This window comes from Veillonella sp. T11011-6 (assembly GCF_002959755.1).
Classification (GTDB): Bacteria; Bacillota; Negativicutes; order Veillonellales; family Veillonellaceae; genus Veillonella.
In genome coordinates this window covers 199076-221318 of record NZ_PPCW01000004.1, presented here as the reverse complement: position 1 = coordinate 221318, position 22243 = coordinate 199076, and the positions used below count along the sequence as shown (strand labels likewise).

19 protein-coding genes and 1 riboswitch are annotated in these 22243 nt (G+C 39.7%); of the genes, 14 read left to right on the top strand and 5 right to left on the bottom strand.

Annotation, left to right across the window (positions count from 1 at the left end):
• The first annotated feature begins 126 nt into the window (after positions 1–126).
• Positions 127–708, top strand: coding sequence for a hypothetical protein (locus VRHSUH10_RS05710; RefSeq protein ID WP_105089762.1), 582 nt, complete (start codon positions 127–129; stop codon positions 706–708).
• A gap of 8 nt (positions 709–716) precedes the next feature.
• Positions 717–1295, top strand: a complete 579-nt coding sequence (locus VRHSUH10_RS05705) for a hypothetical protein (protein WP_105089761.1) — start codon at positions 717–719, stop codon at positions 1293–1295.
• A 113-nt stretch (positions 1296–1408) separates the two neighbouring features.
• Here VRHSUH10_RS05705 and VRHSUH10_RS05700 read toward each other — a convergent pair whose 3' ends face one another.
• The 4 genes from VRHSUH10_RS05700 to dapF all read right to left on the bottom strand — a co-directional run bounded on the left by VRHSUH10_RS05700 (position 1409) and on the right by dapF (position 6680).
• The gene (locus VRHSUH10_RS05700) at positions 1409–3391 is read right to left on the bottom strand and encodes a fructose-specific PTS transporter subunit EIIC (protein WP_105089760.1); all 1983 of its coding nucleotides are present in this window, start codon (positions 3389–3391) and stop codon (positions 1409–1411) included.
• Between the two features lie 33 nt (positions 3392–3424).
• The gene (pfkB, locus tag VRHSUH10_RS05695; RefSeq protein WP_105089759.1) at positions 3425–4339 is read right to left on the bottom strand and encodes a 1-phosphofructokinase; all 915 of its coding nucleotides are present in this window, start codon (positions 4337–4339) and stop codon (positions 3425–3427) included.
• Positions 4340–4447: 108 nt separating this feature from the next.
• Entirely contained in the window at positions 4448–5785 is a 1338-nt protein-coding gene (locus VRHSUH10_RS05690; protein WP_233187081.1) for a Na+/H+ antiporter NhaC family protein, read from the bottom strand.
• 61 nt (positions 5786–5846) lie between these two features.
• Positions 5847–6680, bottom strand: a complete 834-nt coding sequence (gene dapF / locus VRHSUH10_RS05685; protein ID WP_105089757.1) for a diaminopimelate epimerase — start codon at positions 6678–6680, stop codon at positions 5847–5849.
• A gap of 338 nt (positions 6681–7018) precedes the next feature.
• On the opposite strand from dapF, the gene ptsP reads away from it, so the two are divergent.
• Positions 7019–8746, top strand: a complete 1728-nt coding sequence (gene ptsP / locus VRHSUH10_RS05680) for a phosphoenolpyruvate--protein phosphotransferase (RefSeq protein ID WP_105089756.1) — start codon at positions 7019–7021, stop codon at positions 8744–8746.
• Positions 8747–8864: 118 nt separating this feature from the next.
• Positions 8865–9125, top strand: coding sequence for an HPr family phosphocarrier protein (locus VRHSUH10_RS05675; RefSeq protein ID WP_105089755.1), 261 nt, complete (start codon positions 8865–8867; stop codon positions 9123–9125).
• Positions 9126–9325: 200 nt separating this feature from the next.
• On the opposite strand, the gene VRHSUH10_RS05670 is transcribed toward VRHSUH10_RS05675, so the two are convergent.
• The gene (locus VRHSUH10_RS05670) at positions 9326–9604 is read right to left on the bottom strand and encodes a metal-sensing transcriptional repressor (RefSeq protein ID WP_004695033.1); all 279 of its coding nucleotides are present in this window, start codon (positions 9602–9604) and stop codon (positions 9326–9328) included.
• 259 nt (positions 9605–9863) lie between these two features.
• Between VRHSUH10_RS05670 and VRHSUH10_RS05665 the strand changes: the two genes are divergently transcribed.
• From VRHSUH10_RS05665 to VRHSUH10_RS05620, 10 genes are all read left to right on the top strand, one after another.
• On the top strand, positions 9864–10670 hold the full coding sequence (locus VRHSUH10_RS05665) for a transglycosylase domain-containing protein (RefSeq protein ID WP_105089754.1): 807 nt from the start codon (positions 9864–9866) through the stop codon (positions 10668–10670).
• Positions 10671–10788: 118 nt separating this feature from the next.
• Positions 10789–11487, top strand: a complete 699-nt coding sequence (locus VRHSUH10_RS05660) for a hypothetical protein (protein ID WP_005385368.1) — start codon at positions 10789–10791, stop codon at positions 11485–11487.
• A gap of 270 nt (positions 11488–11757) precedes the next feature.
• Entirely contained in the window at positions 11758–12969 is a 1212-nt protein-coding gene (locus VRHSUH10_RS05655; protein WP_005381291.1) for an argininosuccinate synthase, read from the top strand.
• The gene (gene argH, locus VRHSUH10_RS05650) at positions 12969–14396 is read left to right on the top strand and encodes an argininosuccinate lyase (RefSeq protein ID WP_105089753.1); all 1428 of its coding nucleotides are present in this window, start codon (positions 12969–12971) and stop codon (positions 14394–14396) included. The genes VRHSUH10_RS05655 and argH overlap by 1 nt, the downstream gene beginning before the upstream one ends.
• Positions 14397–15015: 619 nt before the next feature.
• Entirely contained in the window at positions 15016–16347 is a 1332-nt protein-coding gene (gene potE / locus VRHSUH10_RS05645; protein WP_105089752.1) for a putrescine-ornithine antiporter, read from the top strand.
• Between the two features lie 390 nt (positions 16348–16737).
• A riboswitch (cobalamin riboswitch) is annotated at positions 16738–16926 on the top strand.
• Positions 16927–17073: 147 nt separating this feature from the next.
• Positions 17074–18012: a nickel ABC transporter permease gene (gene nikB, locus VRHSUH10_RS05640; RefSeq protein WP_105089751.1), complete on the top strand. Its 939-nt coding sequence runs from the start codon at positions 17074–17076 to the stop codon at positions 18010–18012.
• Positions 18012–18833, top strand: a complete 822-nt coding sequence (gene nikC, locus VRHSUH10_RS05635; protein ID WP_105089750.1) for a nickel transporter permease — start codon at positions 18012–18014, stop codon at positions 18831–18833. The genes nikB and nikC overlap by 1 nt, the downstream gene beginning before the upstream one ends.
• 149 nt (positions 18834–18982) lie before the next feature.
• Positions 18983–20551, top strand: coding sequence for an ABC transporter substrate-binding protein (locus VRHSUH10_RS05630; protein ID WP_105089749.1), 1569 nt, complete (start codon positions 18983–18985; stop codon positions 20549–20551).
• Positions 20552–20563: 12 nt separating this feature from the next.
• A complete protein-coding gene (locus VRHSUH10_RS05625) occupies positions 20564–21361 on the top strand; it encodes an ABC transporter ATP-binding protein (protein ID WP_005385379.1) in 798 nt (265 codons plus the stop codon).
• Positions 21354–22169 (top strand): ABC transporter ATP-binding protein, encoded by an 816-nt coding sequence (locus VRHSUH10_RS05620; protein ID WP_105089748.1) that lies wholly within the window; start codon positions 21354–21356, stop codon positions 22167–22169. Before VRHSUH10_RS05625 ends, VRHSUH10_RS05620 begins: the two co-directional genes overlap by 8 nt.
• Positions 22170–22243 lie beyond the last annotated feature (74 nt).

Genomic DNA, 22243 nt, shown 5'->3' with positions numbered 1-22243 from the left:
AAGTGCATAGAATATTACATATTGCTTCTAATGATTTGAAGTAGTTTTTTATTATATGTACATATTTCCATAATATATGATATGCTTTTGATAATTTGATTGACTTTCAATTATAAAGGAGAGAGTATGCTTAGAAAATTTTTACTAGCGTGTATGGTGCTAGGAACTTTCACCATACAGACACAGGCTATATCGATTAATGAGTTGAATGGATCACCACAGTTTAAAAATGTGTATGAAAAAACATATTCTTATGGTGATGGTTCAAGTAATAGGGATGTATTCTTTTTAAATACCTATTCTGTAGAGTCTCTAGAATATGCAGCACCACATTATAAATTGAAAGGTACTGTTTATTCTGTAAACGAACGTGCTCGTGATTGGGCTATTACGGAATATGAATTGACTGCTACCTATGATACGAATTATTCCTTGGCTAGCTTAATACAAGCCCAGCAGAGTGTAAAACCATCGCCAGCTATGTATGCTGTGATTAAGGCTGCACAAGATGAGTCTGGTATACAAATTGAGTTACAAGCGGTCAAACGATACACTTGGGATGGAACTGTGGTTAATAGCCCAGCTAGATTGCTACATGAATCACGACCGCTTGACCGTAGTCGTTCAGATCAAGATCTCTTTACCATAGCAGATGCCATGTTTGTCGTTGCTTATCAGCAACATTTTGATGATATTGTCGTGAAATGAGGTGCCATATGAAACGTTTCTTATTTTTTATGGCCATCTTATGCGTATGGTGCGTGTCTTTTACTTCTGTGAAAGCCGTTTCTAATGTTGAATTACGAGATACAAGTCGTTTTGAACATATTATATCTAAAGGTGATACTGGTGGTGGAGATGGTAAGTACATTGAGTTGAGTACAGTCAAAGATGTATCTACAAGTGCCAGTACCAAAAGTATAGAGGCTAAGATTTATGTTGTATTACCTTCGTCTAATTTGATTCGAGAATACACAATTCATTATGACTATAACTTAAATTACTCCTTTGCGAATTTAGTCGCAAGAATGCCAGAGTTTAAACAACAATTTCCGGATTTCTATTTAGGTGAAATATGGAATATAAAAATGGATGATTCTGGAATTGTTGGTACTGTTAAGGCTCAACAGGATTACACGTTGCATGGTGAAAGAAAACCTACACAACCAGGTTATAAAGGATATGAGCATGTAACCTTCTTAACACCTACAGACTTTGATTTTGAAAGTTATCACGTTGCAAATCGTGTTTTCAAGAAAGTATTTGGCGTATTTTATGATGATGTAATCCGATAGTGTTACATAAGAAAAGGACTAGAACTCTAGGAGTTCTAGTCCTTTTGCTATATGTACTTATTTAGCATATGTACGTTTTGCTATATCTACTAGTATTATACTAGCTTTCACCATTATTTTTTTAGGCTTGGTTTTAATAGTGCCAAGATGATACAAGCAATAACGGAGCCGATTGCAATGGATGCAAGGTAAAGAAGTGGGTTACCGATTGTTGGAACTACGAAGATACCGCCGTGTGGAGCATGTAGTGTACATTCGAAGAACATGGATAACGCACCAGCTGTACCAGCACCGATGATGCAAGCTGGTAATACGCGAACTGGATCGGCAGCTGCAAATGGGATAGCGCCTTCTGTGATGAAGGAAAGACCCATGATGTAGTTTGTGATACCAGATTTACGTTCAGCTTCTGTGAAGCGGCTAGGGAAGAATGTAGTACAAAGAGCGATTGCCAATGGTGGAACCATACCACCTGCCATTACAGCAGCCATGATACCATATTCGCCAGTCGCAAGAGCACCTGTACCGATAACGTAAGCAGCCTTATTCACAGGACCGCCCATATCAACGGACATCATAGCACCAAAGATAAGACCTAACAATACGCGGCTAGTAGTGCCCATGGATTGTAAGGAGTCCATTAACCAGTGGTTAAGTGCAGATACAGGAGGGTTGATTACGAAGGTAATAGCGAGACCGATGAACAATACGCCTAGTACAGGATAGAAGAGTACTGGTTTTGTACCTTCTAATGCTTGAGGCAAACCAGATACTAATTTCTTAACTAATAATACTAAATAACCTGCTGCAAAGCCGGCAATCAATGCGCCAAGGAAACCAGAGCCACCTTGGTTAGCTAATAAGCCGCCAACGAAACCAGCTACAAGACCTGGGCGGTCAGCAATACTCATAGCGATGTAACCAGCTAATACTGGCAACATGAAACCAAAGGATGCACCACCAATTTGCATTAAGAAGCCAGATAAAGGGGTGCCGGAACCGAAATTTTTAGGGTTTGCAGGATCAAATGTATCGAATAAGAATGCAAGGGCAATCAAGATACCGCCACCAATAACGAATGGCAACATGTGAGATACGCCGTTCATCAAGTGTTTGTAGATTTGACGGCCTACACTGTCAGATGCGCTAGCAGCGATTTCAGCGGATTCGCGGTCAGCAGCAGATGCGTGGTATACAGGTGCTGTACCAGCTGTAGCTTCACGCAATAATTCCTCTGCTTTGTTGATACCATTCGCAACTTTAGTTTGAATCATAGGTTTGCCATCGAAGCGAGCCATTTCTACTTGGCGGTCAGAAGCGACGATAATGCATTTTGCATGTTCGATTTCTTCTGCTGTAAGCGCATCTTTTACGCCAGATGCACCGTTCTTTTCTACTTTTAAGGAAATGCCCATTTCTTTAGCTTTCCGCTCTAAGGACTCAGCAGCCATGTAGGTGTGGGCGATGCCTGTAGGACAACCTGTAACGGCTAATACTTCATAGTGAGGATTGTCTACAGAAATTTTAGGAGCCACCTTTTCGATAGCTTCTGTAGCTTTTTCTTCAATAGCTTCAGTGATGCTTGGTGCTTCTTGAGTTTCAGGTTGTTTAATAAAGCCTTCTACAGATGGATCAAAGTTGCCGTCTTCTTTAGCCGTGATAAGCTCTAAGAAGCGGTCTACAGTACCTGCTTGAATTAAAGCGTTTTTGAAGTCTGGATCAATGACCATAGTTGCTAATTTGCTCAATACCTCTACATGGGTATCGGCAGCGCCTTCTGGTGCAGCAATCATGAAGAATAAGCGAGATGGCTGACCGTCGAGGGCTTCGAAATCAACACCATTAGGTACGACCATAGCGGCAAGGCCGGCTTCTTTTACACCTGTAGATTTAGCATGTGGTGTAGCGATACCATCACCAAGGCCTGTGGAACCAGATTCTTCACGAGCGAAAACAGCTTTTAAGTATTCTGCTTTATCAGATAAGTTGCCGCCTTTTTCCATTAATTCACCTAAGGTGTAAATGGCATCGGCCTTACTTACTGGATCTGCATTCAGTAGAATGGATTGAGGTTTTAATAAATCAGTGATTTTCATATGTGTACTCCTTGATGCACATAAAATAGAAAACTAGTTAACTCGTACTTGTGAAAGTAGTGCTTCTACTTCTGCCAGAGTAGCGAGATTTTCAGAGTAAGCGGAGGCAGAACCACTGGAGATACCCCAGTAGAGCGCCTCTTGTAGGTCGCCTGTCTTTTCAAAGCCTGTAATAAAGCCAGCTACCATGGAATCGCCGGCGCCTACGGAGTTTACGAGTGTACCCTTAGGGGCAGGACTTGTATATACAGTGCCGTCAGCAGCTACTAAGATAGCTCCATCACCAGCCATGGAGATGAGCACATGTTGTGCGCCTTTCTCTTGTAATGCCTTAGCTGCCTCTACTAGGTCATCCTTTGTGGAAAGGGTACGACCAAAGATTTCGCTAAGCTCGTGATTGTTAGGTTTAATTAAGAACGGTTTATAAGGTAAGACCCGTGTAAGCAAATCTTTTGTAGCATCTACGACAATGCGAATATTTTTATGTTGTAAGCGCTCCATAATGAGTTCGTACATATCGCTTGGTAAGCTAGAAGGAATACTGCCTGCAAGGATCAATGTATCCTGCTCAGTTAATGCATCGAGCTGTTTATAGAGGGCTTCTAGTTCGTCGTCTGCGATGATAGGGCCACGGCCGTTAATTTCTGTTTCTTCGTCAGAGGCTTTCACCTTAACATTGATGCGCGTTAAACCTTCGCGGAGACGGATGAAATCCTCTTTCACACCGAATTGGTTCAGTTGTGTTACGATTTCTTCCCCTGTGAAACCGGCGATGAAACCGAGTGCCGTTGTATCCATGCCTAGGTTGTTGAGCACGATGGATACATTGATACCCTTGCCGCCACCGAGAACGTACTCTTGGGTGGTGCGATTAATGGTGCCCGTCTTGAGTTGATCAAGACGAACAATATAATCTAGGGCTGGATTAAAGGTAATGGTGTAAATCATACAAATTCCCCTTTAAGATAAATTTAATTAGCCTATGATTGGTTAATCTTGTAATTAGTGTAAATTTGATTGATTTTGTAATTAGCGTAAATTCGATTGATTTTATAATTAACGTATAATTGGTTGATCTTGATTCCGTAGTCGTAACCAGTATAGGAGTGGTACGAGGTATAGGAAGAAGGCGAATGGTACATAGCCAGCTGTACTAGTACCCATCATAACTACAGGTACATAAGCAGCGATGTTCCATGGTTGTAATGGAGCAATGAGAATGCCGCTGTTTTCAAAGTCGAGCATCACATCTTCATCTTGAATGCCTCTCTGTGCATAGGTAATGCGCATAATAGAGTGGGTCATCACCACCGCAATAGCTTGACTACAACCTACAGCACCTGTTAAAAAGGCGAGACCTACGTTTGCCGCAAATACATCACTTCGTGTTTTCGCTCGTTCTAATAGCTGTCTCACATCGTTCCAGAAGCCAACCCCTTCGAGCATGCCAGAAATGGCAGTTGCCATAAAAATGGAAAGGGTAGGGATGAACATCGTTTGTAAGCCGCCGCCGTGAATGATATCTGCTAGTGGATTATAATGTGGTAGTTCAAAGCCTGTTAAGGTATACCAGCCTAAATCAGAAAGGGTAGCTCCCTGATTGGTATAAGCTAGAATTGCCGCTACTAATGCACTAAGGCCGATAGGCCAACGGATAGATACTTTCAAAGGCAATAGACCAATGACGATGATTACAGGAATCCACAAAGTCCAATCGATGTTGAACACAAAGTGAATCGTATCAGACAGTAAGCTATTTGCATAGTTGAGAGGGAACCACTGCGATAGTATTAGGTAGAGCACTGTGGAAATAACAAGTGCTGGTAGACCATCTTTAAACATAATAGGGATGTTGGTCGATACCTTTGTATGCGTTAAGGTCGCTACGAGAGAGGCGCTAGACGATAAAGGCCCGTTCCGATCACCAAAGTAAGCGCCAGCAATGATGGCGCCTGCTACGATATTTTCTGGAATGTTACCGGCTTTTGCCATCGTAATGAGTACAATACCTATGGTACCCACAGTGCCAAGGGCAGTTCCTAATAGCATGCTCACCAGTGCTGTTAATAAAAAGGCACAAGCGATAAAGATAGAAGGATCAATCAAGTCGATGCCTGTGGCGATAATCATAGGTATAATACCTGCCGCTTGCCACATGGCGATGAGCCAACCGATGAGCAGGAATATTTGCATCACTACAATAGATGTTTTAGCACCTGTCCATGATAGGTTTAGTAGTTCCTTTGGTTGGTACCCTTTGCGGTAGAACACATAAGCCATAATGCACCATACTACAATCAAGGCGTAACCGATGGCAATGCTATTGGCTACGGCGATGATGATGACGAGTATGGATAGGAGTAAGCCTAAGAGGGGCTCTGTATTTTTCGGCATCAGTGAACGGCCTTGTTGATACTTTAGAAACGCATTTAATATGAGTTGTAACCACTTCATCTTAATCGATAGGAAGTTCTGTTTCGAAGACTTCCTCAGCAGGGCCTGTCATGAGCACCGTGCCATCCTCCAAGTATGAAATATGCAATGTTCCTAAGTAAAGTTCTACGTCTACTTCGCGACCTGTTAAGCCTTTTTCGAAGGACATAACGGCAGAGGCACAAGAGCCTGTACCACATGCTAGTGTAGCGCCAGCACCGCGTTCCCATGTGCGAACCTTGATGTGTTTGTCGTTTACTACTTCAATGTAGTTAACATTTGTATTGGATGGGAATGCATCGTGTTTTTCAAGGATTGGACCTTGTGTCGTAACAGGGGCGTTTGTAATATCTTCTACGTAAACCTCTGTATGCGGTACACCGAGCAATACAGAGCTCACTGTTACAGTTTCGCCATTTACATCAATGTCTACGTCGATGACCTTATCCATGTCTACATTCATAGGTACATCTTTACTGTTAAAGAATGGCTTGCCCATGTCTACTGTTACTAGTGTAACCACACCATTTTCGATGGTTAAGGTTGGCTTCATAACACCGGCTAATGTTTCGATGGTGAAAGTTTCTTTTGTAATTTCTCCGTGTTCGTAAGCGTATTTGGCAAAGCATCGAATACCATTGCCGCACATTTCAGCTTCACTGCCATCGGAGTTGATGATGCGCATGCGTACATCACATGTGTCAGATGGTACAACAATAACTAAACCATCAGCGCCAATGCCTGTACGACGATCGCAAAGGCGAATGGCTAAATCAGTATAGTCCTTGTTAGCACCTTGAGGGTCGGCAAAGAGGATAAAATCATTGCCAAGACCATGCATTTTTGTTAATTTCATAAAGTCTCCTATCAATAAGTAAGACTTTCACCATGAAGCCCGTGAAAGTCTCATATGTATATTATTATATATTCTATATTATTATATCATAAATGGCTTTCAATTATGGGGTGTAACTTTATAAAATTAAAGTAAAAACAAGCAAAAAATGACCTCCTTTTAAAGTACTTGTTATAGTACGTATTAAGACGGTTGAGAAATATGAACATGAGGTAAAAATTAACCCACGTGGGACAACCTGAAAGGCGGATATATAGGGCTCTATTACTTTATTGTTTACCGTAGAAATGATAAAATAAAGAGTAATGTAGTTTATCGTAATAGAAAGAGGAACACATATGCGAATTCAAGGGATTTCTGGATCTCGTGGCGTTGCAGTAGGCAATGTATATAGATATATTCAAGAGGAAATTGTCATTCCTGATTACACTGTAGCAGAGGGTCAGGTCGAAGCGGAAATTGGTAAGTTTGCTGCTGCTATGGCATCTACCTTAAAACAATTGGATACAATCCGTCAAAAGGCTTTGAAAGAAATGGGCCCTGAAGAGGCGGCTATTTTTGAAGCACATATGCAAATTGCTCAAGATCCATCTTTATCTGATGGTATTAAATCCCTCGTTGAGTCTAGCCATACTAATGTTGTAGCGGCTACAGCTCAAACCATTGAAACCTTTGCCAATATCTTCCTCGGTATGGAAGATCCATACATGCGCGAACGCGGCGCAGATATCAAAGATATCGGTGATCGTTTGATGCGCAACATGTTAGGTATGAACCCTCGTGGCTTATCCCATATTTCTGGGGAGGTTATCTTAGTAGCTCATGATTTAGCACCATCCGATACGGCATCTCTAGATAAAAATGTTGTAAAAGGCATTGTAACAGCTGCTGGTGGCCCTACATCTCATGCGGCTATCATGGCACGTACATTGGAAATTCCTGCCGTTATGGGCGTTGGTGATATTGAAGGCTTTGTTGATGGCGAGAAAGCCGTTGTACTTGGTACAGATGGTATTGTCGAAACAAATCCATCTGATGCGGATTGGGCTGAATATACAAATCAAGCTACTGCTTACCAAGAGGAATTAAAACGCCTACGCGAATCTGCCAATCTTGAAGCTAAGACTACAGATGGTCATCATGTAGAATTATTTGGCAATATCGGTAAGTCTAAAGATGCTAAACATGCTCTTACAATGGGCGCACAAGGTATCGGCTTATACCGTACAGAATTCTTGTACATGGAAAACGATGAATTGCCAGCAGAAGATGTACAGTTCGAAGAATATAAAAAGGTTGCAGAAGATATGCAGGGACAGCCTGTTATCATCCGTACCATGGATATCGGTGGTGACAAGGAGTTGAAATGCCTTGATTTGCCAACGGAAATGAATCCATTCCTTGGTTACCGTGCCATTCGTATTTCCTTGAACCGCCCAGATATCTTCAAAGTACAATTGCGTGCGTTATTGCGCGCTAGTGCCTTTGGTGATATTCATATCATGTACCCTATGATCGCTTCCGTAGAAGAAGTGAAACAAGCGAATGCTATGCTTGAAGAATGTAAGGCAGAACTTACAGCTGAAGGCAAAGAATTCAATAAGGATATTAAGGTTGGTATTATGATTGAAGTACCAGCAGCTGCTGTTATTTCTCCGATCTTGGCAAAATACGTAGACTTCTTCAGTATTGGTACCAACGATTTGTGTCAATATACATTGGCAGTAGACCGTATGAACGAATCTATTGGCGCTCTATATCAACCATTGCATCCAGGCGTATTACGTCTTATCAAACATGTTATCGATGCGAGCCATGAACAAGGTAAATTTACAGGCATGTGTGGTGAACTCGCTAGTGATCCTGTGGCTACCATGATCTTATTAGGCTTGGGTCTTGATGAATTCTCCATGACAGCATCTTCTATACCACTTATTAAGAAAATCTTGCGCTCTGTTTCTAAAGCAGAATGTGAAGATGTGGCTAATAAAGCACTTTCCATGGATACAGCAGAAGAAATTACAGACTATGCTAAATCTGTACTAGCTGAAAAAGGTTTACTATAATTCTGTTGTATAGCAAATAACTTTCAATATACTTGAATTGAAAGGCTTGAAATTGATACAATATATCTATTAGAACGTATGGGATAGGCACAGCCTATCAAGATAGAAAGAGGTTATCATGAAAGAATTAACAGTAGAAATTACTAACGAATCTGGTTTACATGCTCGTCCTGCTACAGCTTTCACACAATTGGCTGCTAAATATGCTTCCAAATTGACAATCGCTGCTAACGGCAAAACAGCTGATGCTAAATCCATCTTAACTGTATTGACTTTGGGCGCTACAAAAGGTACATCCGTTACATTGACAGCTGACGGTGCTGACGAAGACGATGCACTTACTGCATTAAGCGAATTCTTAACAACTAACCACGACTAATACAATGTGGTAATACAAAGGACTCTACGAATGTAGAGTCCTTTTTTGTTGATCTATATGTTTTATGTATATGATTTTTGTATATGTTTTATGTTTTGGTTGATTTGATTAAATGTTACCTTTAATTTAATATGGCGAATTTACAAAACTATTAGCGTGTAGTTTCAAGTAAAAAAAGAAGAGGCGGTTTAGCCTCTTCCTTATTTTCCCATGTTTGCAAAGCGCTCTACAGCCTTTGTAAAGTCGCTAATGGTTTTTTCTACGTCACCGTGTTCGATACCATCTCGTACGCAGTGGTTGATATGCCCTTCAAGGACTACTTGACCTACTTTATGTAGTGCAGACTTAGCTGCATTAATTTGGCTCAACACATCTTCGCATGGAATGTCTTCTTCAATCATTCGATCAATAGCTTGCACTTGACCAAGGATTTTACGCAATCGACGATGTAGATTTTCTGAATCCATACATTGTTTCATAATACTCCTCCAATGGGCATGTTTTTTATCATCCTTATTATTATACTCCATGTAAAGTTTGTAATACAACTTAATAAGTATACCTAATATGCATTAAATCTACATATATAGATTTATATATCCTCTTCTTAATTGATGTGATACAATACATTTAATACACAATGTGTTTGTATATGTATATAAGGTGCTGTAAAACATAATAGATTTTAAATTTGTCTATGGGGATATACTACGGACCTTTATGAAATAGGTGAAAGCAATGAAAGTGTTTCGCTACCTTCGAAACTTAGTGGTATTTGTGCTAGTTATGATACTGGCCGTGTTTATATATGATGGATACCATAGGGTTCAAGGTACAGATCGTGAAAGCAACGCGCATACAACTGTTGAAAAACGCATAGAACAAGGTGAAGATACCCTTAGTCGCACCGATCGTATTATACGATTATTTACCTTTAAAGAAAAGGTAGAGACGGCCCTGAACCAACGTGTTTCTAAGGAGCATTGGGTAAAGGGAGATGTCATTCCAGAGTATACAAAGAATGCACTCATCGCCATAGAGGATAAGCGATATTATAAGCATGGTGCTATAGATGTACTTGGTATCATTCGTGCTTTTTATACGAATACCATCGCTGGTGAAACTGTAGAGGGTGGCAGCACGATTACACAGCAAGTAGTAAAAAATCTTTTCCTTTCATCAAAACGCATTATGAGCCGTAAGATAGAAGAAGCTATCTTGGCGAGTGAAATGGAACATTACTACACGAAGGAAGAAATTCTCACCATGTATTTAAATACTGTATATTATGGTCACAATTACTACGGTATCTACGAAGCAGCACATGGTTACTTTGGAACAAGCCCGAGCCGATTGACATTAGGTCAAAGCGCTATGCTCGCAGCCTTACCTAATGCACCATCCTACTTAGATCCTTATACGAACTATAAAGGGGCTAAGGCACGACAAAAACTAGTGCTCGAACAAATGGTAGACCAAGGTATGATTACACAAGCCGAAGCTGATTATGCATACAAACAAGATTTGGGCCTTGTGGACGAATAATTAAATAACTATAGTAACATCTCTGTTAGTTGATTGGTAATTGGCTAACAGAGATTCTTTTGTTACATTAAATAATAGACACATTTAGAGAGAGTTTTAACTATTAGGAGTGTAAATATTGGATAATGTTGAATTAAAGCAGTATGAGAAAGGTAATTATTTATCTATTTATATAGGTGCAAAACCTATTATTAGGTTTGCTATGCTTAGATTGGAGAATTTTATATCTTATTATTTAAGAGGACCTGGAGGATTAGACTATAAGTCTGAAGTACTTGCTGTTGATTCTTATGCTCGTGAAATATTTTATATTGAACAAGCAGATGTTAATAAAATAGAAAACTGGATAGTTTATTACGATGATGAACATGATTGTATGGCTGTAAGATATTGCTTTTGGGATAAAGCATTAGATAGAGATATTCTAATGGCAGATGAATCTTTAAGGGTGCAAGTAAGAGAAAAATATATCGTTGATAAAATTCCCCATATTAGTAATCAAACTATTATTGGTGTAGATAAAACGATAAAACATAATATTTTAAATAGTATAAATACTTTTGATGCAGCGATATCTAAGATGAATATATTAGAACTATTTGAGAATGTAGACTACTCTAAAGGTAATTATAGAATTACAAGATCTTATGATTTAGATGTTCGTATTGAAGCTATTATCTGTGAGGAACAAAGTAATCTTCATTCCATCATAAATGAAATTAAGTCTTTGGTAGTGGGAAGGGTAAAAGAACCCATTGAAACAACTGACTACGAGATTGCTTTGGATTACCAATTTTCACCTATTGATATCAAGTAAGGACAGACGGATAATCGTAAGAAGTGAAGCTATATCTAGTGCTAAATTACTAGATATAGCTTTTTTATAATTGATTAGTTCGGAAACGAAATATATTATTAAAATGAATAAAAATAATGCTTGCATTTATAATTATACAGGTGTATACTATTTTTTGTCAGAAAGAGGGAGTAACCGTTGAGCTAGATGCCACGGTGTTTTCACAATTATCTGATATAATATTGATTATATGAGTTTAAATACATAGTAAGTTTTTTATGAGGTGTTATCATGGGTAAAGCAAATAAAGTAGTACTCGCATATTCTGGTGGTTTAGACACATCCGTTATCATTCCTTGGTTAAAAGAAAATTATGGCGCTGAAGTTATCGCCGTATGCGTAGATTTAGGTCAACCTGAGGATTATGATGCAGTTGAGAAAAAAGCAATCAAATCTGGTGCTTCTAAAGCGTACATCGTTGATGCTAAAGAAGAGTTCGTAAAAGATTATGTATGGCCAACAGTAAAAGCTGGTGCAGTTTATGAAGGTAAATATTTATTAGGTACATCCTTCGCTAGACCTTTAATCGGTAAAATCCTTGTAGATATTGCTAAAAAAGAAGGTGCTGATGCAATTGCTCACGGTGCGACTGGTAAAGGTAATGACCAAGTTCGTTTCGAACTTGCTATCAAAGCATTGGCTCCTAATATGAAAATCATCGCTCCTTGGAGAGAATGGGATTTGAAATCCAGAACAGACTGCATGGAATATGCAGCTAAACATGATATTCCAGTTGTAGCTACGAAATCCCATCCATATTCCATGGACCAAAACGTATGGCATTTGTCCCATGAAGGCGGCGATCTTGAAAATCCAGCAAATGCTCCTAAAGATGATGTGTACTTGGTAACACATACTCCTGAACAAGCTCCAGACGAAGCTGGTTATGTAACTGTATCCTTCAAAGACGGCGTACCTGTAGCGGTAGATGGCCAAGAAGGTACTCCATTACAATTGTTAGAAAAACTCAACGAAATCGGTGCACACTATGGCGTAGGCGTTGTAGATATCGTTGAAAATAGATTGGTAGGCATGAAATCCCGTGGCGTTTATGAAAACCCAGGTGGATCCATCATCATGTATGCTCACAGAGAACTTGAATACCTTTGCCTCGACAGAGCTACATACCACTACAAAGAACTTATTGCTAACAAATACGCTGAACTTGTATACGATGGCATGTGGTTCGCACCATTGATGAACGCTTTGCAAGCATTCGTTGATGAAACTCAAAAAACTGTAACTGGTGAAGTAAAACTTAAATTGTACAAAGGCAACATTATCTCTGCTGGTGCAACTTCTCCATACTCCTTGTACAGCGAAGATTTCGTAACATTCGAAGAAGATGATGTATACAACCAAGCTGATGCGGCTGGTTTCATCAACTTGTTCGGTTTACCTCTTAAAATTAATGCATTGATGAAAGAAAAGGCAGGTAAATAATGGCTAAATTGTGGGGCGGGCGTTTCACAAAAGGCACTGATAAAGCGGTAGAGGATTTTACATCCTCTATCGCTTTTGATGCGCGGATGTACGCCGAAGATATTGCAGGTAGTAAAGCACATGCGACTATGCTGGCAAAACAAAATATTATCTCCGACGCAGATCGGGACGCTATTGTAGGGGGCTTAACAAAGATTAAAGGCCAAATCGATAAAGGAGAGTTCCCATTCTCCGTAGCTCTTGAAGATATTCATATGAATATTGAAAAACGTTTAACTGATGACATTGGTGAGGCAGGTGGTCGTTTACATACGGGCCGTAGCCGTAATGACCAATGTGCAGTGGATTTACATATGTACGTTCGTAAAGCTGTTGTAGAAATGGGCGAGCTTATCGTAGATATGCAAAAGGCTCTCATCGAAACGGCTGAAAAATACAGCGATGTTATCATGCCTGGCTATACACATTTACAACGTGCTCAACCTGTATTATTTGGTCATCATATGATGGCGTATTTCTCCATGCTAGAACGGGACTTTGATCGTTTGTTGATGGTCTTCAAACATGCGGATATTATGCCACTTGGTGCAGGTGCATTAGCTGGCTCTACATATGGTATTGATCAAACGTATACGCAAAAGCTCTTAGGCTTCTCCCGTATTTACGAAAATAGTATGGATGCCGTATCCGACCGTGACTATGTAGTTGAATTCTTGTCCTTTGCATCTCTTGTGATGATGCACTTGAGCCGCCTTAGCGAAGAATTGATTTTGTGGTCTACCAATGAGTTTAACTTCATTGAACTCGATGATGCTCATTGCACAGGCTCTAGCATTATGCCACAAAAGAAAAATCCTGACGTATGTGAACTTGTTCGTGGTAAAACAGGTCGTACCTATGGCCACTTGTTAGGTTTATTAACTACATTAAAAGGCTTGCCACTTACATATAATAAAGATATGCAAGAGGATAAAGAGGGCATTTTTGATGCTATCGATACAGTACACTTTGCATTGTCCATTAATGCGGCTATGGTCCGCGGTATGAAGGTCAATGGGGCGCATATGAAAGCTGTCCTCGATGATGACTTCTCTAATGCTACAGATATGGCCGATTACCTTGCGAAAAAAGGCGTTCCATTCCGTGAAGCTCACGAAATCGTAGGTAATGCTGTACATCATTGCATTGAAAAAGGCTGCGTATTACTTGATTTATCTGTTGAGGATTTCAAAGCTATCTCTGATCACTTCGATGCAGATATCCTTGATGCTATTTCCATCGAAGCCTGTGTAGCAGGACGTAATAACTACTCTGGTACAGCTCCAGAATGTGTGGAAAGACAACGTAACAATGGTAAAGCTGTTATCGCCGGAGAGGAAAAACAAATTGCTCAGTGGAAAGCAATTGTTGAATCTGTGCAAGCATAGCTGCTTTAGTAATAAGCCTAATGTTTTGATTTAGGGCCACATCCTGTATAAGAGTAACATTCAGAGTAATCGTTACTTGTGACATTGAAAATTTAAGATCGATATACATATAAGTCTTATGTTAAAGCGCTTTATATTAACCTTTAAGCTTATGTGTATATCGATTTTTTTATTTGAATGATAGATAATTTCTAGAAAAGCGTTATTCTAATTGATAAATTACTATTAAAATGGTGTAAATTTATGTACGTATACAGTGGACTGCTCGAAAACAATAGTCTTGTACTACGACACTATAATCATGATAGATAGTAAAAATTACATATATACACAGAATAAAATGGGGTAAAAATATACCCTGTCATTGTTAAAATGAGTTCTGTTCGTTTTAGATGATAAATTAACTATAATTTATTCAATTCGTGTAATAATGCTTGTCCGCCAATAAAGTACTTTCATTTTGGGTTCATAGGTGTTATTATTTAATTCGTAATAAGAATAACAACGGTAAATTCACATTCAAGCCCATCACAGCACGAACTGAATTTACTTAGCGGTATATTATATTTAAGTGAATTATGGACGAGAAAAAATTCACCTTTCGAAAGGGGATTGATACATGAAAACCACCGCTAAAAAAATGTCTGTATTCCAGCTAACCACAATGGTAGCAGCCAATATGCTAGGAGCTGGGATCATTATGTTACCAACTAATTTGGCTCAAGTTGGTACTATTTCAGTTTTATCTTGGCTCGTAACAGCTGTGGGTGCGCTTTTACTAGCGTATATTTTTGCTCAAGCGGGTATGTTCTCCCAAAATAAAGGGGGCATGGGCGGTTATGCAGAACACCGCTTCGGTAAAACTGGACATTTTATGGCGAGCTATGCTTACAGCATATCTCTCATCATTGCTAATATCGCCATCGCGGTTTCTGCCGTAGGTTATGGCGCAGCTTTCTTTGGTGTTGACCTTAATGCAACACAAACAAGCCAAGTAACAATTGTGCTCTTGTGGTTTGCAGCGATTTTGAACTTCCGTGGTAATCGCTTCACAGGTCGACTCAGCAATATGACTATTTGGGGCTCTATTGTTCCGGTTCTTTTAATCGGTACAATCGGCTGGTATTGGTTTGATCCGTCTATCTATTGGGCGGCATGGAACCCAAATGATCTTCCGTTTTACGATGCAGTAAAACAATCCATTTCCCTCACTTTGTGGGGCTTCCTAGGGTTTGAGTCCGCAGCGGCTAATGCTGATGCTGTTGAGAATCCAAAGAAAAACGTACCTATTGCAACTGTTGCGGGTACATTAGCAGTGGCGGTGATTTACATCTTGTCCACAAACGTTATGGCCGGTATCGTTCCTAACGTTGACTTATTAAATTCTAACGCACCATTCGGTTTGACATTCGTATACATGTTCAATGATACAATTGCAAACATCGTTATGGCTGCTATGGTTATTTCTTGCTTTGGCGCTTTACTTTGCTGGCAATTCACATTGTCTCGCGTATTCAAAAGCGCAGCGGAACACGGTTACTTCCCTAAAGTATTCGCTCGTGTAAATAGCAAAGACGCTCCTGTTCGTGGCGTATTCATTTTACTCGCTGTTGAAACATTACTTACTTTGTTCACTGCAAGCGACTCCTTGCGTGAACAATTTGAAATCTTAGTAAACTTAGCTGTTGTAACTAACGTAGTACCGTATGTATTGTGCATCTTGGCAGTACCTACAATGATGCGTATGGCTGGTGTAGCTGAAAGCCGCATTAAACGTTCCAACTACCTGTTCGGCGCAGGCGTTATCTACTGCTTGTATGCAATCTACGCATGTGGCTTTGATGCTATGGTAGGTAGTGCAGTAGCGGTAAGCATCGGTTTCGTGATCTATGTTTTGCGTAAAGCGTGGGATACACGCAGAGCACACCGCTTACAACAAAGTATCGATTAATTAAATAACTCTCGTCTTATAAGAGGCTGTTACTTAGTAACAGCCTCTTTTTGGTATATTAATCAAACTTATTAATTATGATTTTATTGATTATAAATAATTGATAGTTGCTAAAGTGATTAAGAGTTTTTTCGGTATGTATAAAAAAAATTCATGAGAAAATTACCATTATAATAATAATTAATATATATACAGTTGGATACAGTTAATACGGAAAAAATCATATATATAAAGTGATTTGTATGGGTTTATACATAAATAGAGACTTGTTCAGTAATCGATAATTTTTATTAGTATAAAAATTACATTGAAAATCTACGATGTACGAATACCCCTAAGGGGTATATGTATTGTAAACATAATATTAATATAGTATATTTATAATCGATAAAAATGAATGAACTAGTGAGTGTCGGTATTCACCGAGCGTAAAAGAGGAAAATGGGTGTAAATCCCATACTATGCAAATAGCTGTAATGAGGAGCAAGGTTTCATTATAGGGTCACTGGGAAACTGGGAAGGCCGAAATATTGCGATGAATCATGAGTCAGAAAGCCTGCTCTAAATATATGGTATTGTACATACTATACTTAATTTAGGTTAGTCAGGTGGACTAACCTTTTTTGTCGTTTTCCTATATGCACCTCTGCTATATCGGGAGAGATAAGCATATTAGTTGTTCATTTAGATTATTGTAGTATTTAGAGAGTATAGGAGGAGGCGCCTATGGGCAAACGCTTTGCTAAACAGCTAGGTCAATTCATTGTTACACTGTTTGGCATTACTTTTTTAACATTTTGTCTCACTTATTTAGCACCAGGCGATCCAGTTACGATGTTACTAGAAACGGCAGATACTATCGTGTCTCAGGAGCTTATCGATGAAACTCGAGCTCAGCTTGGGTTAGATAAACCGTTTATAGTGCAATATGCAAACTGGGTTGTGAATGCTGCACAAGGTGACTTAGGGATGAGTTACTCTGCTAAAAAGCCTGTTGTAGATCGTATGTTGGAGGCTTTGCCAGGGACAGTTATGTTAGCAGGTACATCATTAGTATTTACATTGCTTTATGCATTGCCGGCAGGGATTATAAGCGCCTTAAATCGAAACAAATGGATCGACTATCTGTTGCGCGTTGCTTCCTTTGTAGGCGTGTCTATGCCATCATTCTGGTTAGGCCTTGTACTGATTTATATCTTTGGCCTTAAATTAGGACTTGTTCCTATTGCATCTTCTCGTGTAACTCCTATCGGTGTAATTCTACCAGCCGTTACATTAGCTGTTGTAGTCGGGTCCAAGTACATGCGCCAAGTTCGTCTCGTTATTCTTGAAGAAATGCAAAAGGATTATGTTATCGGCGCACGTGCTCGTGGTGTGAGTGAGATGAAAATTTTATTCGGTCATATTTTGCCTAATGCAGTATTACCACTTATCACTATACTGGGTGTTGTTATCGGTTGGTTATTAGGCGGTGTTGCAGTTATTGAAATGGTATTCTCCTGGCCTGGCCTTGGGAATATGGCAGTATATGCCATTACCATGCGCGACTATCCATTGATCGAAGGTTTTGTGTTGTGGGTTGCCTTAGCATATATGTGTATTAATGCATTAGTTGATGCGTCATATATCTTGTTAGACCCTAGATTAAAAAGGGAGAGAGCATAATGGCAGAATTTATTCAAAAACATAAATTGTTCTCTTTCTACAGTGCCTTGATGATTGTGGTAGTTCTCATAGCTATATTTGCACCATGGCTTGCTCCGGGTGATGCTTTTAGCTCAAATCTGAGTCAAGCATTACAAGCGCCAAGTAGTCAACATTGGTTTGGTACAGATAAGCTTGGTCGTGATGTATTGTCTCGCATCATTTATGGTACACAGTTATCCTTGTTTATGGGTGTCAGTATCGTTGTTATCATGGTAAGCATTGGTACTATTATCGGTGCCGTAGCTGGTTATTTCGGCGGGAAAATCGAAATGGTCCTCATGCGTCTTGCGGACATTATGCTATCCTTCCCGGGTGTAGTATTAGCCATTGCCATTGCTGGTATTTTGGGTGGTAGCATTGTGAATACGATTATAGCGCTATCTGTAGTTGGTTGGGCAAAATATGCTCGTCTTGTACGGTCTATGACGTTGAAAGTTCGCGGTGAAGAGTATGTAACGGCGGCTGTCATGATGGGGGCCTCTACAACGACTATTCTAAGACGTCATATCATTCCCAATATCCTTCCTCTTGTTGTTACAACAGGTGCACTTGATATTGGGGCTATCATGATTGAAGTAGCAGGTCTATCCTTCTTAGGTTTTGGTGCTCAACCGCCAACACCAGAATGGGGCCTTATGCTCAACGAAGGTCGTCAATATTTACAAACCAGTCCATGGCTGATGGCCTTCCCTGGTATGTCCATTCTTATCGTAGTTGCTATCTTTAACCTTTGGTCTGATTCCTTACGGGACGTAGTGGATCCTAAGAACCAAGGTTAGTTACGTGTGATGCTTATTTATAGGTTGTGTTGTGAAAGTTGTTATATAAATAGGCGGTAATAAGGTTTTTCCATTATGACTATTGTAGATTGTAGTGGTCATGATGTGTATGTTTTATGTTTATATGTAATGGTACAAGGAGATTTTACATGAAAAAATCTTGGAAAAAAGCCCTCTTAGCAGGTCTTAGCATTGTAATGATGGGTTCCTTCATCGCTGGTTGCGGCTCTGATAATAGTGGTGCTGCTAATAAGGATGTTTTAAAAGTTGGTGTAACTAACTTTGCATCCACATTAGAACCTACAGAAAACTTCTTCGCATGGGTTGTTATGCGCTATGGTGTAGGCGAAACATTGGCTAAGTTTGACGAACAAATGAAACCTCAACCATGGATTGCATCTAAATGGGAAGTATCCCCAGACCATAAAACGTGGACTTTCACAATCAATGATAAGGTGAAATTCTCTAATGGTAAAAAAGTTGATGCTGCAGCAGTTAAAGCATCTATCGAACGGGCTTTTGAAAAATCCAATCGTGCAAAAACATTCTTCGAATATGACTCTATGGAAGCTAATGGTCAACAATTAGTTATTCATACAACAAAAGAATATCCTAATATGCCTGGCCTTTTAGCGGATCCGTTATTCCTAATCGTTGATGTACAATCTGAAAAAGATGGCCGTAACTTTGCGAAGGAAGGTCCTATTGGTACAGGTCCATACGTAGTTAAATCTTTCACAAAAGAACGTGCTGAGATGGCTGCTAACGAAAACTATTGGGATGGTACAGTACCATTTAAAACTGTAGAAATTCCTTCCATCGATGACCCTAATACTCGCGCTATGAGCTTACAATCTGGCGACGTAGATATGGCTGTTAACATCGGTCCTGGTGAAATTGGTTTATTCCAAGGCAATGATAAATTCAAAGTAGATGAAATCGCATCTCTTCGTGTCGTATTGGCTCGTATTAACCAAAAAGGTGTTCTTGGTGATGACAAAGTACGTGCTGCAGTTATTTCTGCAACAGACCGTAAAAACTATGCTGATGTATTGTTAAAAGGTACATTCATTCCTGGTTCCGCACCAATTCCACCATCCATGGACTATGGCTTCAAAGATTTGAAAGATCCTAATGCGTATAACCCTGAACGTTCTAAACAATTATTAGCAGAAGATGGTTGGAAAGATACTGATGGGGACGGCATCCTTGATAAAGATGGCAAACCATTGACATTTGACTTCGTAGTATATAATTCTCGTGCAGAATTACCACTTTATGCAGAAGCTGTTCAAGCAGACCTTAAAAAAGTGGGTATCGACATGAAAATCAAAACAGTTGACTATAACTTGATTGATAAAATGGGTCAAGATGGCGACTATGATATGCTTATCTCCAACATCGTAACTGCTAATACAGGCGATCCAATCTGGTTCTTAGCTAACTACTGGCATACTAATGTGGATGGTTCCAACCCTCAAAACGGTTCTGGTTACTCCAATCCACAAGTTGACCAATTGTTAGATGCTGCTGAAACTGAATTTGATCCTGCAAAACGTCGTGACTATGCAATTCAAATTCAACAATTATTGATGAATGATGGTGCTGCATTGTTCTTAGGTTACCCTAAAACTAATATCGTTACTGGTTCTTACTTGAAAGGTGCTGTCATGTACCCAAGTGACTACTACTGGATTACTAATAAAATTACAAAATAATAAGGAGCTATAATGGCAGAAAACATACTAACTGTAGAGAACCTTAACATCGCGTACCAAGGTGTGCCTGCTGTTATGGATGTAAACTTTACCTTGGAACGCGGTAAGGTATTGACCATTGTAGGGGAATCTGGATCCGGTAAAACTACCGTGATCCGGGCCCTCATGGGTTTATTGCCTATAGGTGGTGAGGTCACAGATGGTACAATGCTCTTTAATGGTCAAGACCTTCGCACCCTATCTAAGTCTGAATGGAGAGCTATACGTGGTAAAGACATGGCCATGATTTTCCAAGATAGTGGTAGTGCTTTAGACCCAATAGTTCGCATTGGTAAACAGTTTAGAGAATTATTTAAATCTCATATAGAAATTACCAATGATGAATGTGATCGACGAGCAATTGAGTTATTAGAATCTGTTTCTCTCCCTAATGGGGCAGATATATTGCGCCGTTATCCACATGAGTTATCCGGCGGTCAACGCCAACGTGTGGGCATTGCTATGGCATTAGCGCTGGATCCTGCGTTATTAATTGGTGATGAACCTACATCTGCTTTAGATGTAACAACACAATCTCAAGTAGTTATGCAAATGCTAGAACTTGCTAAAGAGCATAATTCTGCTATCGTAATGGTTACGCATAACCTTGGTGTAGCGGCCTATATGTCCGACTATATCATTGTTATGAAAAAGGGCCGTGTTGTTGATGCTGGCACACCGCAAGATATTTTAGAAAACCCATCTAATGAATATACGAAACAATTAAAAGATGCTGTACCAACATTGGAAGGAGGTCGTTACATTGACTAACTACGCTGTAGAATTAAAAAATGTATGTAAACGATTCCCACTTCCTACTGGTGGTGAGCTCGAAGCGTGTAAGAGTATTAATATCACCTTAGAAAAAGGCGAGTCCCTTGGGATTGTAGGGGAATCTGGCTCTGGTAAAACTACATTGGTTCGTATGATCATGAAGATGCTTCCGATTACGGAAGGTGAGATTTATGTAGATGGCGTAGAAATCCAACATATGAACTCTGAGCAAACGAAAGAGTACCGCAAGAAGATTCAAATGGTATTCCAAGATCCATCAGCAGCCTTCAATCCACGTATGAAGGTAAAGGATATCATCCTCGAACCGCTATACAATTTTGGGCTTCTTGAAAAGGGCAAAGAAGAACAAATAGCTGGTGACTATCTTGAGATGGTAGACCTACCTCGTGAGTTCATGCATCGCTATCCTCATGAAATGTCTGGGGGCCAACGCCAACGTGTGGCCATTGCCCGTGCCATCGTACTGGAACCGGAAATTCTTGTGCTAGATGAAGCAACAAGTGCTCTAGACGTTTCTGTACAGGACTCTATCGCGTACCTATTAGCGCGTTTACAAAAGAAGAAAAACTTAACATACCTATTCATTGCGCATGACATTGCGTTCATTCGTACCATGTGCCATAAGGTAGTGGTTATGTATAAAGGTGCTATTGTTGAAGAGCTAGATGCATTCCATTTAGCAGATGCAAAACATCCTTATACGAAGGTTCTGTTGAGCTCTATCTTTGAAATTGGTAAAGATCATAAGCCGCTTACGTTAGAAGAAGCGACTAAAGAAGCATAAGGTTTCAGTATAATGTATCAGTGCTTTTACTATAGGCACTGTCTGAGATGAATCGCTTACTATAGTAGGAAAAT

Coding starts and splice junctions, on each gene's coding strand:
- VRHSUH10_RS05690 (WP_233187081.1), bottom strand. CDS start 5,785: ATGCCGAAAAATACAGAGCCCCTCTTAGGCTTACTCCTATCCATACTC.
- potE (WP_105089752.1), top strand. CDS start 15,016: ATGAAAACCACCGCTAAAAAAATGTCTGTATTCCAGCTAACCACAATG.
- nikC (WP_105089750.1), top strand. CDS start 18,012: ATGGCAGAATTTATTCAAAAACATAAATTGTTCTCTTTCTACAGTGCC.
- VRHSUH10_RS05665 (WP_105089754.1), top strand. CDS start 9,864: ATGAAAGTGTTTCGCTACCTTCGAAACTTAGTGGTATTTGTGCTAGTT.
- VRHSUH10_RS05700 (WP_105089760.1), bottom strand. CDS start 3,391: ATGAAAATCACTGATTTATTAAAACCTCAATCCATTCTACTGAATGCA.
- VRHSUH10_RS05625 (WP_005385379.1), top strand. CDS start 20,564: ATGGCAGAAAACATACTAACTGTAGAGAACCTTAACATCGCGTACCAA.
- VRHSUH10_RS05655 (WP_005381291.1), top strand. CDS start 11,758: ATGGGTAAAGCAAATAAAGTAGTACTCGCATATTCTGGTGGTTTAGAC.
- VRHSUH10_RS05705 (WP_105089761.1), top strand. CDS start 717: ATGAAACGTTTCTTATTTTTTATGGCCATCTTATGCGTATGGTGCGTG.
- VRHSUH10_RS05670 (WP_004695033.1), bottom strand. CDS start 9,604: ATGAAACAATGTATGGATTCAGAAAATCTACATCGTCGATTGCGTAAA.
- argH (WP_105089753.1), top strand. CDS start 12,969: ATGGCTAAATTGTGGGGCGGGCGTTTCACAAAAGGCACTGATAAAGCG.
- dapF (WP_105089757.1), bottom strand. CDS start 6,680: ATGAAATTAACAAAAATGCATGGTCTTGGCAATGATTTTATCCTCTTT.
- pfkB (WP_105089759.1), bottom strand. CDS start 4,339: ATGATTTACACCATTACCTTTAATCCAGCCCTAGATTATATTGTTCGT.
- VRHSUH10_RS05710 (WP_105089762.1), top strand. CDS start 127: ATGCTTAGAAAATTTTTACTAGCGTGTATGGTGCTAGGAACTTTCACC.
- ptsP (WP_105089756.1), top strand. CDS start 7,019: ATGCGAATTCAAGGGATTTCTGGATCTCGTGGCGTTGCAGTAGGCAAT.
- VRHSUH10_RS05630 (WP_105089749.1), top strand. CDS start 18,983: ATGAAAAAATCTTGGAAAAAAGCCCTCTTAGCAGGTCTTAGCATTGTA.
- nikB (WP_105089751.1), top strand. CDS start 17,074: ATGGGCAAACGCTTTGCTAAACAGCTAGGTCAATTCATTGTTACACTG.
- VRHSUH10_RS05675 (WP_105089755.1), top strand. CDS start 8,865: ATGAAAGAATTAACAGTAGAAATTACTAACGAATCTGGTTTACATGCT.